Below are 14,571 nucleotides of genomic sequence, written 5' to 3' on the forward strand. Positions count from 1 at the left end.
ACGTATCCCCCGTCTTCCATCGGCTGTGTGCTGGTCGTGCCTCGTTCAGGACCGGACATCGAGGACGTACTTGCCCGTGGACGCCCGGGTCTCCAGGAGTTCGTGCGCGCGTGCCGCGTCGGTCAGCGGGAGCACGGTCACGTCCACGCGGACGGTTCCCTTGGCGACCTCCGCCAGAGACTGCTCCAGATGGGCGCGGAGCAGCTTCGGTGCCCGCCCCGCGACGCCGCCCAGGTTGTAGCCGACGAGAGAACTGTTCGTGTACCAGGGGTGGTTGCCCTCGAAGGTGACGTCCTCGGCCGCGGCGTTGCCGAAGATGACGTGCCGGCCGAAGGCGGCCAGGAGGCCCGTCACGGACGACCGGAAGGCGCCGCCGACGGAGTCCAGGACCAGGTCTGCGCCCGCTCCACCGGTCCGCTCGGCCACCTCCTGCTCCAGCTCCTCGTACGACACGACGCTGTCGTAGCCGAAGCCGCGCGCGTACTCGGCCTTGGCAGGGGAGCTCGTCACGCCGATGACCGTGCCCGCGCCGAGCGAGCGGGCCAGCTGCGCCGCTGCCGTGCCGACACCGCCCGCCGCGGCCAGGACGACCACGGTCTCGCCCTTGACGAGGTGGCCGGCCGAGGTGAGGACGCCGAGGGCGGTGGTGACGTTGCAGAGGGCACCGGCCGCGAGGGCTCCGTCCAGCTCGGCGAGCTCGCCGTCGAGGCGGACGACGTGCTCGGCTCCGACGGCCACCACCTCGGCGTTGCCGCCGCCGCCCAGGGTGAGGGCGGCCACCCGGTCGCCGGGCTCGAAGCCGGTGACGCCCTCGCCCACGGCGCGGACCGTGCCGACCGCCTCAAGGCCGGGGAAGTGCGGCAGGCCGACCGGGAACTGGCCGCGGCGGAACATCACTTCGGCGAAGTTCACACCCGCGTACTGGACGTCGACGGTGAGTTGGCCCGGCTGGGGCTCGGGCGTGTCGACGTCTTCGACGGTGAGGACCGAGGGGGCGCCGAAGGCGTCGAAGCGGACGGTGCGCATACGGCTGCCGGAGGTCGCGGAGGTGGGGGTGGTGTTCGTCATCGGATTCCCGTCTGGCTGAGGAAGGAGGTGGGGCCGTGGCCGGTGAGCAGCCGGGTGTCGTCCGGGCAGAGGCCGGTGACCATGCGGAGGGAGTCCTCCATGCTCGTCGGGCTCGCGGTCGGTGCGTCCGCGCGTCCCCGGCCGCTCGCGAGCAGGGTGTCGCCGGTGGCGAGCAGGGGAGCGTCGCCGCTGTCGAAGCGGAACATCACCGAGCCGACGGTGTGGCCGGGCGTGTGCAGCACCGTGACGGTGCCGGCGGCGAAGGTCAGTTCGCCGCCCCGCTCGGGGAGTTCGCCGACCTCGTCGGGTTCCTGGTCGGGGTGGCCGACGAGCAGGTCGCGGGGGAAGGAGTCGGGCAGTCCCTTGGCGGGAGCGCCGAGTTGGTAGCGGTCGGCCGGGTGGATCCAGGCCGGGACGCCGTAGTGCCGGGCGAGCGGCACGGCGTCCCAGGTGTGGTCCATGTGGCCGTGCGTGATCAGGATGGCCTCGGGTTCGAGACGGTGTGCGCGGACGGCTTCCAGGACCGCCTCTCGGGAGGCGTGTCCGGGATCGACGACGAGGCAGGGGTTACCCGGACCGGCGGCGACGATGTGGACGTTCGTTCCGAACTTGCCGGTGGCGGCGGACAGTACGAGCATGACGCGACTCTGACGGAGCCTTCGGTCATATGTCAATTGCCGTAGGTGTAGCAGAACCCTGGCTCACGTCTGCCCTATAGTGGCGAGGGCAGCCGTCGTCCGGCCCCCGTCCGGGCCGGGCGACCGGCGCCCGTACATCCGTCGTCCCAGCAGGGGGTTCGTCCGTGAAGGCCATCGCCATCCAGCGCTACGGAGGCCCGGAGGTCCTGGAACTCGTGGACCTCCCCGAGCCGCGCCTCGGCCCGGACATGGTGCTCGTCCGGGTGCGGTACGCGGGTGTCAACCCCGCCGACTGGAAGATCCGCGAGGGCTACATCGACGACTGGTTCGACTCGCACTTCCCGATGGTGATGGGCTGCGACCTGTCCGGCGTCGTCGAGCGCACCGGCCTCGGCGTCACCGAGTTCGCGCCCGGTGACGAGGTCGTCGGCTACGTCCGCGCCGACCACATGCAGCGCGGCACGTACGGCGAGCTGGTGGCCGCGCCCGTCCGGACCCTGGCGCACAAGCCGCGCTCCCTCGACGTGCGGGAGGCGGCCGGACTGCCGGCCGCCGGCCTCACCGCGTACCAGGCGCTCCGCCGCCACCTGGAGGTCGCCGGCGGCGACGTGCTGCTCGTCCACGCGGCGGCCGGCGGGGTCGGCTCGCTCGCCGTCCAGATCGGCCGCGCCCTCGGCGCCCGCGTCATCGGTACGGCGAGCGAGCGCAACCACGACTTCCTCCGGTCGCTCGGAGCCGAGCCGGTGACCTACGGCCCCGGGCTCGCCGACCGGGTGCGCGCGCTGGCCCCGGAGGGCGTCGACGCCGTCTTCGACCTCATGGGCGGGGACACCCTGGCCGGCTCGCCGGCGTTGCTGCGGCCGGGCGGACGGCTCGCCTCCATCTCCGGTGACGTGACGGCACTCGGCGGACGCTACGTGTTCGTCCGCCCCGACCCGGCCGACCTCGCCGACCTCGTGGCGATGGCGGACCGCGGCGAGGTACGGGTCCATGTGAGCGCCGAGTTCCCGCTCGCCGACGCGGCCCGCGCCCATGAGCTCGTGCAAACCGGCCATGTACGCGGCAAGGTCGTCCTCGCGGTCGAAACGGCCTGATCAGATCGGTCGCGCAGGTCGAAACGGCCTGACCACACCCGTAAGAACCGCACCCGAACCCGTACGAGAACGAAGGCCGCCCCTGTCAGGGGCGGCCTTTTTCGCGTGTCCGGGGGCCTCTGCGGCCGATCTTCAGTGAACCTTCAGCGGCTCTCAACCCGGCCACCCGTGAGGCAACGGCGGAGTACCCCGTCGTTCGCAGATGAAACCCCAGAGCGGGATGTGAGGCTTGATTCATGCCCTCAGGGGCCGTCGAAGCAGACCCACGGACGAACGGAACCGGGCATGACCCTTGCTGAGCAGGAGCCGACGGAAGCGGCCCCGGCCGCGGCCGAACTCGCCTACCAGCGGCCTCTGGACCGCGTCCTGGTACACCGCCGGGCCGTCATGGAGGTCTTCGTCACCGACGCCGTCCGGCACGGCGACGACGCCTTCGCCGTGGCCGTCCAAGCCCCGCGCGCACACAGCTACTACAACGACCACACCCACCGGCCCGCGCTGCTCGACCCGCTGTTCCTCCTGGAGGCCGCCCGCCAGGCGGTCACCGTCGTGGCGCACCAGTGGCTGGACGTCACCTACGACACCTCCTTCCTGATCAGCGACTGGACCACCGAGTTCACCGACCTCGCCGCCCTGCGGGCCCGCGGCGACGGTCCGGACGAACTCGTCGTCGAGGTCACCACGCGCGACCTCAAGCGGCGCGGCACCAGGCTGCTCGCCGCCACCCTGGAGTGCGTGTTCGTGGTGGGCGGCCGGCGAGCCGGTACGAGCGTCGTCGTGGCCGGGTACCTCAGTCGCGACGGCTACACGGCCCACCGCGAGAAGAGCCGCGGCTCCGTCCCGCCGCTCTCCTCCGCCATGCCGCACACCCGCACCGGTACACCGGTCGCGCCCGCTCTGGTGGGCCGCGAGCGGACGGAGAACGTGGTCCTCACGGACGTGGCCCGGCACCCCGACGGCACGACCGCGCTGCGCGCCGTGCTGGACGTCCCGGTGCGGCACGCGGCCATGTACGACCATCCCCTCGACCACGTACCGGCGATGGCTCTGATGGAGGCGGCCCGCCAGGCCGCGGTCCTCGCCTCGGACGAGTCCGAGGAGTCCGGCGACCGGCGGTACGCACGCGCCTTCGCCGCCACGTTCCGCCGGTTCGTCGAGCTGGACAGCCCGGTCATGGTCTCCGTCACGCCCTCGGCCGGTGAGCGCGTCACCGTCGACTTCCTGCAGGACGGGGAGTCGGTCTGTACGGCCGAGATCGAGGTCGCGGTCCTTCCGGAGCCCGAAGCGTCCGAAGCGCTCGACGCGGATGGCAGGTGACGGGCCGTGCGACTCGGCTCGCCCCTGGGGCTTTCGGCGACGGCCTGGTATCCCGACGGGCTTCAGACGACCGAGGAGGCCGTGGCCGCGGGTGACATCGACGCCCGTACCGCCCGGGAACTCGGCTACACCTCCCTTCCGGTCAGCGAGGACATCGCGCCGCCGGACATGGCCGTCGAGGCCGCCAACCGGCTCTTCGCGCTCTCCGGCGCCCGCGCCGACGCGCTCTCCCTCGTCCTGCACGCCAGCGTCCACCACCAGGGCCACGACGCCTGGTCCGCTCCGCACTACATCGCCAACCGGATCGGCGCCGACCGTGCCGTACCGATCGGGCTGCTCCAGCAGTGCAACGGCGGTGCCATCGGCATCGAACTGGCCGCGAGCCGGCTCCAGGGCGACCCGGCCGCCGGGCCCGCGCTCGTCACGACCGCCGACCGCTTCCTGATGCCGAGCTGGCACCGCTGGCGCAGCGACTACGGGATGGCGGCCGGCGACGCGGCCACCGCCGTCCTGGTCCACCGGACCGGCTCCGCGGCGGAACCCGGCTCGGCGCACGCCCTCACCCCGGACCTGCTGCTGCACTCGCTCGCCACTCGGACGGCCGCCGAACTGGAGGTCATGCACCGCGGCGACGACGAGCTCAACGCGACGCCGATGGGGCACAGTCCGATGATCGACGTGCGGCGCACCAAGCGCGCCTTCATCAAGGCGTACGGCATCGACTTCTTCGTCAAGACGGCCGCCGACCGCATCCGCGCAGTCGTCGAGGAGTGCCTGGCCGGCGCCGGGCTCACCGGCGACGACCCGCGGCTGCACTACGCCGTGATCCCCCGCCTGGGGGCCAAGGCGATGAACGAGGCGTACCTCCCGCCGCTGACGGACGTCACCTCCGCGGAGGTGCTCGACCTGGGCCGGGCCACCGGGCACGTGGGGGCCGGCGACCTGAACGCCTCCCTGGCCGACCTGGCCCGCTCGGACCTGCTGAGGCCCGGGGCCCACGCCCTCGTGCTCAACGGCGGCGGCGGGTTCACCTTCACCGCGGCCGTGGTCAGCAAGCGCTGACCTCCCGCGACCGTACCGCTTCACCTGATCCACACCGCTTCATCCGATCCGTATCCCACTCCCAAGGAGAACCCTTCATGTCCGCTCACCAGGACCGTCTCTTCGCCCTCGTCTCCGAGAAGCTCGGCGTGGCCGCCGAGGAGCTCGACACCGCGGCCACCTTCGACGCCCTCGACCTGGACTCGCTCGCCCTGATCGAGCTCAGCGTCATCGTGCAGAAGGAGTTCGGCGTCCAGATCGACGAGACGGCGCTGACCCCGGAGAACACCTTCGCCGACATCCTCACCGAGATCGACTCCAAGGTCGCGGTGGCCTGATGACCGGCATACCGACGCAGCGCCCTGGCGGGCGCACCAAACGCTTCGACGTGGCGGTCACCGGCGTCGGCCTGGTCACCCCGGCCGGCCTCGGTGTCGAGGCCAACTTCGAGCGGGTCTGGTCGGGCAGGTCCACCGCGGCCACCGACCCGGAGCTCGCCGGCCTGCCCGTCGACTTCGCCTGCCGCGTACCGGACTTCGACGCGGGCGCCCTGCTCGGCCGGCGCAGCGCCGTCCGCATGGACCCGATCAGCCACTTCGGCGTGGTCGCCGCCCGCCAGGCCGTCGAGGACGCCGGGCTGGACCCGGCGGCCTGGGACGGCCCCCGCGTCGGCGTGGTGGTCGGCACCTCGCTCGGTGGCTGGTCCACCGTCGAGCGCGAGCACGGCAAGCACCTCGCCGACGGATCCGAGTTCGTCTCGCCGTTGCTCATGGTGATGGGCCCGGTCAACATGACCGCCGGCTACATCGCCATGGACCTCAAGGCGCTCGGCCCCAACCAGGTCGTGTCGACCGCCTGCGCGTCCGGCAACACGGCGATCGGGTACGCCCGCGCGCTCCTGGAGTCCGGGGTCTGCGACATCGTCCTGGCCGGCGGCGCCGAGGCCGCGATGTCCCCGACCGCCATGGCCAGCCTCGCCCGCGCCGGTGCGCTGTCGACCCGGCGCGACGACCCGGCGACGGCGTCCCGCCCCTTCGACGCCGACCGCAACGGGTTCGTGGCCGGCGAGGGCGCGGCCATGCTGGTCCTGGAGCGGGTCGAGGACGCTCAGGCACGCGGCGCCCGCATCCGTGCCCGGGTCTCCGGTTTCGGCGCCTCGGCCGACGGCCACCACGCGTCGGCACCCGACCCGACCGGCGGTGGCGCCGAGCGGGCCATCCGGGCGGCGCTCGCCGACGCACTGGTCGACACGTCCGAGGTCGACCACGTCAACGCGCACGGCACGTCGACCCCGCTCAACGACATCACCGAGGCCGGGATGCTCCGCCGGGTCTTCGGCGAGAAGCCCGCCGTCACCTCCACCAAGGGGGTCGTCGGCCATCTGCTGGGCGCGGCCGGCGCCGCCGAGGCGGTCTACACCGTGCTCGCCGTGGAGCGGCGGCTCGTCCCGCCGACGGCCAACCTGAGCAGTCTGGACCCGGGCATCGGGGTGGACGTGGTGGCCAAGGAGGCCCGGCCGATGGAGATCGGCGCGGCGGTCAACGACTCGTTCGGCTTCGGCGGCCAGAACGCGGTGATCGTGGTGACGCCGGCATGACGCGGACTCCCGGCCCCGCGGGCCGCTCGGGCGGCCCCGCCCGCTCCGGCCGCTCGGTCCTCGTCACCGGTGGCAATCGCGGTATCGGTCTGGCCGTCGCCCGGTCGCTCGCCGAGCGCGGCGATCGGGTGGCCGTCACGTACCGCACCGGCGAACCCCCGGAGGGGCTGCTGGGGGTGCGCTGCGACGTCACGGACGAGGCACAGGTGGAACGCGCCTTCAAGGAGGTCGCGGCCGCCCACGGCGACGTCGAGGTGCTGGTCGCCAACGCCGGCATCACCCGGGACGGGCTGCTGCTCGCCCTCGACGACGACGCCGTCGACACCGTCCTCGACACCAACCTGCGGTCGGTCATCCGGGTCGCCAAGCACGCGGCCCGGGGCATGCTCGGCGGGCGCTGGGGCCGGCTGGTGCTGATCTCCTCCGCCGTCGCGTTCACCGGCTCGCCCGGACAGACGAACTACACCGCAGCCAAGTCCGGCCTTGTCGGCCTGGCCCGCTCCCTCGCCTGGGAGCTCGGCAGCCGCGGCATCACCGTCAACGTCGTCGCCCCCGGGCTCGTCGAGACGGACATGCTGCGCGACGTACGGCCGGCCCGCATGGACCAGTACCTGGCGATGACGCCACTGGGCCGGGCCGGCAGCGCCGACGAGGTGGCCGCCGCCGTGCGGTTCCTCACCGGCGAGGAGGCCTCGTACATCACCGGCGCCGTGCTGCCGGTCAGCGGTGGGCTCGGCATGGGTCACTGAGGCCCCGTGCCGCACGCATCCACCACCACTCAGCAAGCACAGGGAAGGTAAACCATGCCCGTCGGTGTCCTGTCGATCGGCTCCTACACACCCGACCAGGTGGTCGACAACCAGCAGATCAGCGCGTGGACGGGGATGCCCGAGTCCTGGGTGACCGAACGGACCGGCGTCCTCACGCGGCGGTACGCCGAGCCGGGCACCGCCACGTCCGACCTGGCCCTGCCCGCGGCCCGGGAGGCCCTGGCCGGCGTCCCGGACGAGGTGCGCGAGCGACTCGGCGCGCTGGTTGTGGCGACCAGCACCCCGGACGTGCCGCAGCCGTCGACCGCGGCGATCCTCCAGCACAAGCTGGGGCTCTCCACCCTGCCCGCCTTCGACATCAACGCCGTCTGCAGCGGCTTCCTGTACGGCCTCTCGGTCGCCGAGGGGCTCCTGAAGGCAGGCAGGCACGGGAAGCACGTGCTGCTCGTCGGCGCCGACATGTTCTCCACGATCATGGACAGGTCCGACCGGCGCACGGTCAGCCTGTTCGGCGACGGCGCGGGCGCCGTCCTGCTCGGCGAGGTACCCGAGGGCTACGGCCTGCAGTCCGTGCACCTGGTCACGGACGGGGAGTTCCACCACTACGTGGGCGTGGAGGGCGGCGGCACCCGGACACCGCTCGACGCCGAGGCCCGCGAGGCCGGCAAGCACTACTTCCGGATGGACGGCCGCGCGGTGCGCGACTACGCCCTCTCGGTGCTCGCCAAGCTGACCGCCCAGACGCTCGACGACTGCGGGCTCGCCCTGGAGGACATCGACCGGTTCGTCTTCCACCAGGCCAACACCAGGCTGCTGGAGACCTTCGTGGCGGACGCCGGCATCGACCCGGACCGCGTCGCCTACACCGCGCCGCACCTGGGCAACACGGTCGCCGCCTCGGTGCCGCTCACCCTGCACGCCACCCATCGGGAACGCCCGCTGCGGCGCGGTGAGCGGGTCCTCATGGCGTCGGTCGGCGGGGGCATGACCGCGGGCGCGGCACTCCTGACCTGGTACTGACGCCCCGCCCGCCCGCACCCCCGGTACCGACCTCACACGCACACCACACGCACACCACACGCAGCATCGGATGGAGAAGCCATGAGGCTCGACGGACAGACGGCCGTCATCACTGGCGGCACGCGGGGCCTGGGGCGGGCGATAGCCGAGGCCTTCCTCGCGGAGGGTGCCTCGGTCGTGGTCGCCGCACGCAACCCGTACGACATCAAGGAACTCGCCGACGACCACGGCGACCGCCTGCTCTTCCACCACACCGACGTCACCGACGAGGCCTCGGTAGCCGAGCTGGTGGCCGCCGCGGGTGAGACGTTCGGCGGCGTCGACGTCCTCGTCAACAACGCGGGCGTCAGCCGGGACGGCAAGATCGCCCGGCTGTCGGTGGCCGACTGGAACACCACGCTCGCCACCAATCTGACCGGCGTCTTCCTCTGCACGCGGGCGGTGATCGGCCCCATGGCCGCCCGCCGCGAGGCGACCGGCATCGGCGGCCGCATCATCAACGTGTCGTCCTGCGTCGCCGGCCGGGCCGCGATCGGCGCCGCCGCGTACAGCGCGAGCAAGGCCGCCGTGGAGATGTTCACCAAGACCTCGGCCGCCGAACTCGCCCCCAAGGGCATCACGGTCAACTGCCTGTCGCCCGGCTACATCGACGAGGGCATGGGCAAGGAGCTGGCCTCCAACGAGCGCGCGTGGGAGAGCTACCGCGGCCGTCTGCTGTCCGGGCGCCTCGGCCGTCCTGCCGAGGTCGGCGCGACCGCCGTGTTCCTCGCCTCGCAGGACAGCTCGTACGTCAACGGCAGCGTGGTGGAGGTCAACGGGGGTCTGATGTGGGCAGCCTGACGGAGCGTCATGCCGTGCACGGGACGGACCGGCCCGTCCTCGTCGTGGGGGCCGGACCGGTCGGCCTGGTCGTCGCGTGCGAACTGCTCCAGCAGGGCGTTCCCGTACGCGTCGTGGATGCCGGCCGCGGACACACCGCGCACTCCCGCGCCAACGTCATCTGGCCGCGCAACCTCGAACTGCTCGACCGGATCGGCGTGACCGAGGAGCTCCTCGACACGGGTCACCGGCTCGCGGGCACCGCGTTCTACTCGCGCGGCCGCCGCCTCGCGACCGCCTGGATGAGCAAACTGCCCGACTCCCCCTACCCGTTCGCCCTCACCCTCTCGCAGAACGACACCGAGGGGGTGCTGCGCCGACGGCTCGCCGCGCTCGGCGGCACCGTCGAACAGGGCGTCCGGCTCACCGCCCTCGACAACGCGGCGTACGGTCCCGCGGTCAAGCTGGAGCACGAGGACGGCCGGACCGAGGAACTGGAACCGGGCTGGCTCGTCGGCGCGGACGGCGCGCACAGCACCGTCCGCAAGGAACTGGGCATCGGCTACGACGGCCCGCCGGTCGACGTGTCGTTCGCGATCACCGACGCCCGGCTGACCACCACCCTTTCCGAGGATCTCTCGCACTACTGCTACGCGCCGAGCGGCGCCATGGTGCTCGGCCCGATGGGCGACGGTGTGCACCGCATCGCGCTGAACGTGCCGCATGACACGTACAGCGAGGACGACCCTCCGCCCCGGGAGATGTTCCAGCAGGTCGTCGACGACCGGGCGGCCGGCCGCAGCCGCGTCGAGGAACTGCTGTGGAGCGGCTCCTTCCGGGTGCGGGTCAGGATCGCCTCCGCCTTCCGCAGCGGCCGCTGCTTCCTCGCGGGCGACGCCGCCCATGTGATCAGCCCGGCCGGTGGCCAGGGCATGAACACCGGCATGCAGGACGCGTTCAACCTGGCGTGGAAGCTGTCCGGCGTCCTCCGCGGGGAGTTCGGGGAACCGATCCTCGACTCGTACGACTCCGAGCGCCGTGCCGTGTCCCACGAGGTGGCCCGCTCGACGGCGCTGCTGACCAAGGCAGGTCTGGTCAACACGCCCGCGAAGGTCGCGCTGCGGGACGCCGCGTTCACGGCGGCCGACCGGACCGGTCTCTTCCAGCGCAGGCTCGCCCCGCAGCTGAGCCAGACGGCCGTCAGCTACGACGGCGACCGCCATCCCCGCATGCCGCTGAAGGTGTCGTCGGACTCGCTTGCCGGTGGTTCGCTCTTCGGCGGTTCGGGCGAGGCGGTCACGGGGAGCCGGTCCGCGGCCTCGCGGCTCGACAACAGCGGCTGGCCGACGATCGATCGGGACCGGCACACCGTGCTGTTGTGGCCCGGCACACGGACCCCGCCGGCGGACTGGCAGCGGACCAGCGACCAGCTCCGCAGGGAGCTTCCCGAGGGCACCCCGGTACTCGGTCTGACCCGTGCCGTTCCCCGGGGCCTGGCCCGGGCGCTCGGCCCGGGGCCCGCCGTGGCGGTCGTGCGCCCGGACGGCCATCTGCTCGCGCGAGCCGACCCCGGGCGCCCCCAGGACATCACGCGACTGCTCACCCGAGCGGCACACCTCAGGAGCCGGTCTTGACCACGTCCCCCGCCCTCCCTCCCCTCACCACCGACCACTCCCGCCCGGTCGTGGCCTTCTTCGACGCCGACGAGACGCTCGTCGCGATGAAGACGCCGTTCTCGCTGCTGCGGCACCGGACGGAGCGGGAGGGAGACATCACCGGCGCCGCGTACGAGCGGCTCGTCGAGCCGCTGCGGCGGCTGGCGTCGATGGGCGTGACGCCGGTCGAGGTGGTGTCGAAGTTCTACGAGCTGTACGCCGGTGTCCCCTGGGACGACGTGGTCGCCGAGGCGCGGGAGTGGTACGCCCATCTGCGGGAGCGCGGGGCCCCGTTCATCGAGCCGACGGTCGCCCGGCTCCGCCGTCACCAGGAGGCGGGGCACCACACGGTGGTCATCTCCGGCTCCTGGCCCGCGACGCTCCACCCGATCACCGACGACCTGGGCGTCGACCTGGTCCTGTGCACGGAGCCGGAGCTGGACGCGGACCGGCGCATGACGGGGGCGATCCGTCACGCGATGTTCGGCCCGGCGAAGGCGGACGCGGTCCGGGAGGCGCTGGCGAAGTTCGGCGCGGACCCCGCCGACTGCTACGCGTACGGCGACGACCCGGGGGACCTGACCATGCTGAGCATGGTGGGCCACCCGACGGTCGTCGGCGAGAACCCGCGGATGGTGGCCCACGCGGCCGAGCACGGCTGGCCGGTCATCCCGGCCACCCTGATGGCCGGCACCCGCCGCCAGCCGGTGTGACCGCCCACGCCGGAGGGGCGCCTCGGACGAGGCGCCCCTCCGGCGTTGCCATGGCTCAGCGCGCGCCGAGGCGTGACATGGCTCGGCGTGCCCCTTCGGCGTGGCTACGGCTCAGCGTGTGCCGACCGCCTCCGGCAGCGAGGCCAGTTCGACCAGCACCTCCGGCGGGAGGGTCACGGATTCGGCCTCCACGTTGTCCTCCAGGTAGCGGCGGGTCTTGGTGCCCGGGATGACGCCCACGTGCTCGCCCTGGGCCAGCACCCACGCGATCGCCACCTGCGCCACGGTCGCGCCGAGACCGTCGGCCAGGACGCGTACCCCGTCGACGATCGCCTGGTTGGCGCTGATGGCCTCGGGCTGGAACCGCGGAATCCGGTGCCGCCCGTCCACCTTCGGCAGGTCCTTCGGGCTGCCGATCAGGCCGGACAGGAAGCCCCGGCCGAGCGGGGCGAACGCGATGAACGCGATGCCCTCGCGCCCGCAGTACTCCACCACGCCGTCCTTCAGGGCCTCCCGGCTCCACAGCGACAGCTCGCTCTGCACGGACGCGACCGGGTGGACCGTGTGCGCCCGGCCGATCTCCTCCACCGACGCCTCGGAGAGCCCGATCGCACCGAGCTTGCCCTCCTTCACCAGCTCCGCGAGCGTGCCCCAGCTCTCCTCGACCGGTACCTCGGGGTCGATGCGGTGCAGTTGGTAGAGGTCGATGTGGTCCACTCCGAGCCGCTGCAGGCTCGCGTCGACGGCGGCGCGCAGATAGGCGGGCCGGCCGTCCCGGTGGCTCTTGTAGGTGGCGGGGTCGTCCACGACGAGCCCGCCCTTGGTGGCGAGCAGGGCCTTCTCGCGGTGGCCCTGGAGCGCCTTGCCGACCAGTAGTTCGTTGGTGAACGGGCCGTACTGGTCGGCAGTGTCGATCAGGTCGACGCCGAGGTCGAGGGCGTGCCGTATGACCGCGATGGACTCGCTCTCGTCCCGGCCCAGCTCGTCGTACCCCCACGACATGCCCATGCAGCCGATGCCGACAGCCGCGAAGGTCCGCTGCGAACCGCCCAGTTGGATCCTGCGCATCTCCGTGCGCACCGCCTCTCCTGTTGTGCCCGTGCAGCCCTGTCCACTCGATTCGTGTGACAGGCCCTAGCCTTCATGCAGAACTCTGCCATACGACATTGACATCTCCTATGGGCAGGCTCCTACTCTATGGCAGAGTTCTTACACATGCCTGCCAACGATTAGACAAGAACAGGGGTGATTCTCCGTGTCCACCGGCAACCCGCGTGCGACGCTCGCAGCAGCGTGCGTCGTCGGCCCGCTGATGACCTTGGTGGTGACCGGCCCGTCCGTGGCCGTGCCCGACATCGGCGCCGACCTGCACAGTTCCCTCGCCGCTGCCCAGTGGGTGGTTGACGGCTACATGCTGACCGCGTCCAGCAGCCTCGCGGCGATGGGCTCGCTCGCCGACCGTGTGGGCCACCGCAGGATGTTCACCTGGGGCATGGCCTTCTTCGCGTTCTGGATGGCCGTCTCCGGCCTCTCCAACAGCATCCTGCTGCTCGACGTCTCGCGCGCCATCTCCGGTTTCGGCAGCGGCGCCGCGCTCGCCTCCATCACCGCGATCGTGGCCCAGGCCTTCGACGGCCCCGCACGGGCCAAGGCATTCGGACTGTTCGGCACCTTCCTGGGCGCGGGTCTCGCGTTCGGCCCGATGTTCGGCGGCGTCCTGGTCAACCTGTGGGGCTGGCGCTCGGTGTTCCTGGTCCTCGCCGGGGTCGCCGCGCTCGTCCTGCTGAGCACGCCGCTGCTGCCCCGTACGGAACCGAACCGGGGCCCCCGCTTCGACTGGGCCGGCACCTTCGCCTTCGGCCTCGGCATCGCCCTGTTCGTCCTCGCCCTGGTAGAGGGGCCGGGTCGCGGCTGGACCGATCCGATCGTGCTCGCCTCGGCCGTCGGCTGCCTGGTCCTGCTCGTGACCTTCGTGGCGGTGGAACGCCGCTCCGAGCACCCGATGTTCGACCTGGGCCTCTTCGCCCGCCCGCAGTTCCTCGCCGTCTGCCTGGTGCCGCTGGTGCTGGCGTTCAGCTTCGTCGCGCTCGTCATCGTCCTGCCGCCGTACCTGACCTCCACGAGCGGCCTGTCGGCCGTCCGGATCGGCCTGGTCCTGCTGCTCCTGACCGGCCCCTCGCTGGTGATGCCCGCCATCACCGGCGTACTCGCGCAGAAGGTCTCGCAGCGCGCCCTGTTCGTCATCCTGCTCGCCTTCTCCGGCGTCGGCGCCGCCTGGCTGACTCTGGTGGAGCCGGGCGCCTCGACCGTCGCGCTGGCCGGCCCGCTGCTCTTCCTGGGCATCGGTTACGGCATCTCCCTCGGCATCCTGGACGGCGCGGCCGTCTCGGCCGTCGAGCCGGATCGCATGGGCATGGCCGCGGGCATGTTCAACACCGTGCGGCTCACCTCCGACGCGGTCTCCATGGCCGGTCTCGGCGCCCTCGTCACCGCGCTCACCAAGAGCGCCCTCGACAACGACGCCGTCTCCGCCTTCCAGGGCGGCGCCGACGCGCTGACCTCGCGCGCCCTCCAGGGCGGTCTGACCGAGGCCGCCGAAACGCTGCCCGCGGGCGAGGTCCGGGACCGGGCGGTGACCGCGATGGCCGACGCCTACGCCTCCGGCCTGCACACCACCATGTGGATCGTCGCGGCGGCCTGCGCGGTCACCGCCGTCGTCGTCGGCAGCCTCCTGAAGGGCGGCAAGCCGTCCGCCGACGCTGCCGGTGACGGCGGCGCCGAGGTCGCCGCCGAGTCGTCCGCGGCGGCGCCCGAGCCCGCCTCCGCGCGCTGAGGGGGC

The 14,571-nt window shown here is 72.4% G+C and carries 14 protein-coding genes; 11 read left to right on the forward strand and 3 right to left on the reverse strand.

The annotated features are described in order from the left end of the window. Positions 1-45 precede the first annotated feature (45 nt). Together M5362_RS02965 and M5362_RS02970 are read right to left on the reverse strand one after the other, a co-directional pair. On the reverse strand, positions 46-1,068 hold the full coding sequence (locus tag M5362_RS02965) for a zinc-binding dehydrogenase (protein ID WP_260225697.1): 1,023 nt from the start codon (positions 1,066-1,068) through the stop codon (positions 46-48). Further along, a complete protein-coding gene (locus M5362_RS02970; RefSeq protein ID WP_260225698.1) occupies positions 1,065-1,706 on the reverse strand; it encodes an MBL fold metallo-hydrolase in 642 nt (213 codons plus the stop codon). The genes M5362_RS02965 and M5362_RS02970 overlap by 4 nt, the downstream gene beginning before the upstream one ends. A 164-nt stretch (positions 1,707-1,870) precedes the next feature. Here M5362_RS02970 and M5362_RS02975 point away from each other — a divergent pair, with 164 nt between their 5' ends. The 10 genes from M5362_RS02975 (at position 1,871) to M5362_RS03020 (ending at position 11,732) form a co-directional block, all read left to right on the forward strand. Further along, complete coding sequence (locus tag M5362_RS02975; RefSeq protein ID WP_260225699.1) at positions 1,871-2,800, forward strand: NADP-dependent oxidoreductase; 930 nt, start codon at positions 1,871-1,873, stop codon at positions 2,798-2,800. A gap of 285 nt (positions 2,801-3,085) precedes the next feature. Further along, positions 3,086-4,117, forward strand: coding sequence for a ScbA/BarX family gamma-butyrolactone biosynthesis protein (locus tag M5362_RS02980; RefSeq protein ID WP_260225700.1), 1,032 nt, complete (start codon positions 3,086-3,088; stop codon positions 4,115-4,117). Between the two features lie 6 nt (positions 4,118-4,123). Beyond that, positions 4,124-5,179, forward strand: a complete 1,056-nt coding sequence (locus M5362_RS02985) for a ketoacyl-ACP synthase III family protein (protein ID WP_260225701.1) — start codon at positions 4,124-4,126, stop codon at positions 5,177-5,179. A 77-nt stretch (positions 5,180-5,256) separates the two neighbouring features. Then, positions 5,257-5,496 carry an acyl carrier protein gene (locus tag M5362_RS02990; RefSeq protein ID WP_260225702.1) on the forward strand — a complete coding sequence of 80 codons (240 nt, stop codon included), beginning with the start codon at positions 5,257-5,259 and terminating at the stop codon, positions 5,494-5,496. Continuing rightward, complete coding sequence (locus M5362_RS02995; protein WP_260225703.1) at positions 5,496-6,755, forward strand: beta-ketoacyl synthase; 1,260 nt, start codon at positions 5,496-5,498, stop codon at positions 6,753-6,755. The genes M5362_RS02990 and M5362_RS02995 overlap by 1 nt, the downstream gene beginning before the upstream one ends. Next, positions 6,752-7,504 carry a 3-oxoacyl-ACP reductase family protein gene (locus M5362_RS03000; RefSeq protein WP_260225704.1) on the forward strand — a complete coding sequence of 251 codons (753 nt, stop codon included), beginning with the start codon at positions 6,752-6,754 and terminating at the stop codon, positions 7,502-7,504. The genes M5362_RS02995 and M5362_RS03000 overlap by 4 nt, the downstream gene beginning before the upstream one ends. A 54-nt stretch (positions 7,505-7,558) precedes the next feature. Further along, a complete protein-coding gene (locus M5362_RS03005) occupies positions 7,559-8,545 on the forward strand; it encodes a 3-oxoacyl-ACP synthase III family protein (protein WP_260225705.1) in 987 nt (328 codons plus the stop codon). Between the two features lie 81 nt (positions 8,546-8,626). Beyond that, positions 8,627-9,385: an SDR family NAD(P)-dependent oxidoreductase gene (locus M5362_RS03010; protein ID WP_260225706.1), complete on the forward strand. Its 759-nt coding sequence runs from the start codon at positions 8,627-8,629 to the stop codon at positions 9,383-9,385. Further along, on the forward strand, positions 9,373-10,998 hold the full coding sequence (locus tag M5362_RS03015; protein WP_260225707.1) for an FAD-dependent monooxygenase: 1,626 nt from the start codon (positions 9,373-9,375) through the stop codon (positions 10,996-10,998). Before M5362_RS03010 ends, M5362_RS03015 begins: the two co-directional genes overlap by 13 nt. Further along, positions 10,995-11,732 (forward strand): HAD family phosphatase, encoded by a 738-nt coding sequence (locus M5362_RS03020; RefSeq protein ID WP_260225708.1) that lies wholly within the window; start codon positions 10,995-10,997, stop codon positions 11,730-11,732. The genes M5362_RS03015 and M5362_RS03020 overlap by 4 nt, the downstream gene beginning before the upstream one ends. 111 nt (positions 11,733-11,843) lie before the next feature. Here the strand turns inward: M5362_RS03020 and M5362_RS03025 are convergent, their stop codons facing one another. Continuing rightward, positions 11,844-12,812, reverse strand: a complete 969-nt coding sequence (locus M5362_RS03025) for an aldo/keto reductase (protein ID WP_260225709.1) — start codon at positions 12,810-12,812, stop codon at positions 11,844-11,846. 175 nt (positions 12,813-12,987) lie between these two features. Here M5362_RS03025 and M5362_RS03030 point away from each other — a divergent pair, with 175 nt between their 5' ends. Beyond that, positions 12,988-14,565, forward strand: a complete 1,578-nt coding sequence (locus M5362_RS03030) for an MFS transporter (RefSeq protein WP_260225710.1) — start codon at positions 12,988-12,990, stop codon at positions 14,563-14,565. Positions 14,566-14,571: the final 6 nt, after the last annotated feature.

It is taken from the genome of Streptomyces sp. Je 1-79, assembly GCF_025195125.1.
In the GTDB taxonomy this organism is placed as follows: domain Bacteria; phylum Actinomycetota; class Actinomycetes; order Streptomycetales; family Streptomycetaceae; genus Streptomyces.

Bases quoted from the DNA above. Each gene is read 5' to 3' on its own strand.
- M5362_RS02970 (WP_260225698.1), bottom strand. From the start codon at position 1,706: ATGCTCGTACTGTCCGCCGCCACCGGCAAGTTCGGAACGAACGTCCAC.
- M5362_RS02965 (WP_260225697.1), bottom strand. From the start codon at position 1,068: ATGACGAACACCACCCCCACCTCCGCGACCTCCGGCAGCCGTATGCGC.
- M5362_RS03000 (WP_260225704.1), top strand. From the start codon at position 6,752: ATGACGCGGACTCCCGGCCCCGCGGGCCGCTCGGGCGGCCCCGCCCGC.
- M5362_RS03005 (WP_260225705.1), top strand. From the start codon at position 7,559: ATGCCCGTCGGTGTCCTGTCGATCGGCTCCTACACACCCGACCAGGTG.
- M5362_RS02980 (WP_260225700.1), top strand. From the start codon at position 3,086: ATGACCCTTGCTGAGCAGGAGCCGACGGAAGCGGCCCCGGCCGCGGCC.
- M5362_RS03010 (WP_260225706.1), top strand. From the start codon at position 8,627: ATGAGGCTCGACGGACAGACGGCCGTCATCACTGGCGGCACGCGGGGC.
- M5362_RS02990 (WP_260225702.1), top strand. From the start codon at position 5,257: ATGTCCGCTCACCAGGACCGTCTCTTCGCCCTCGTCTCCGAGAAGCTC.
- M5362_RS02995 (WP_260225703.1), top strand. From the start codon at position 5,496: ATGACCGGCATACCGACGCAGCGCCCTGGCGGGCGCACCAAACGCTTC.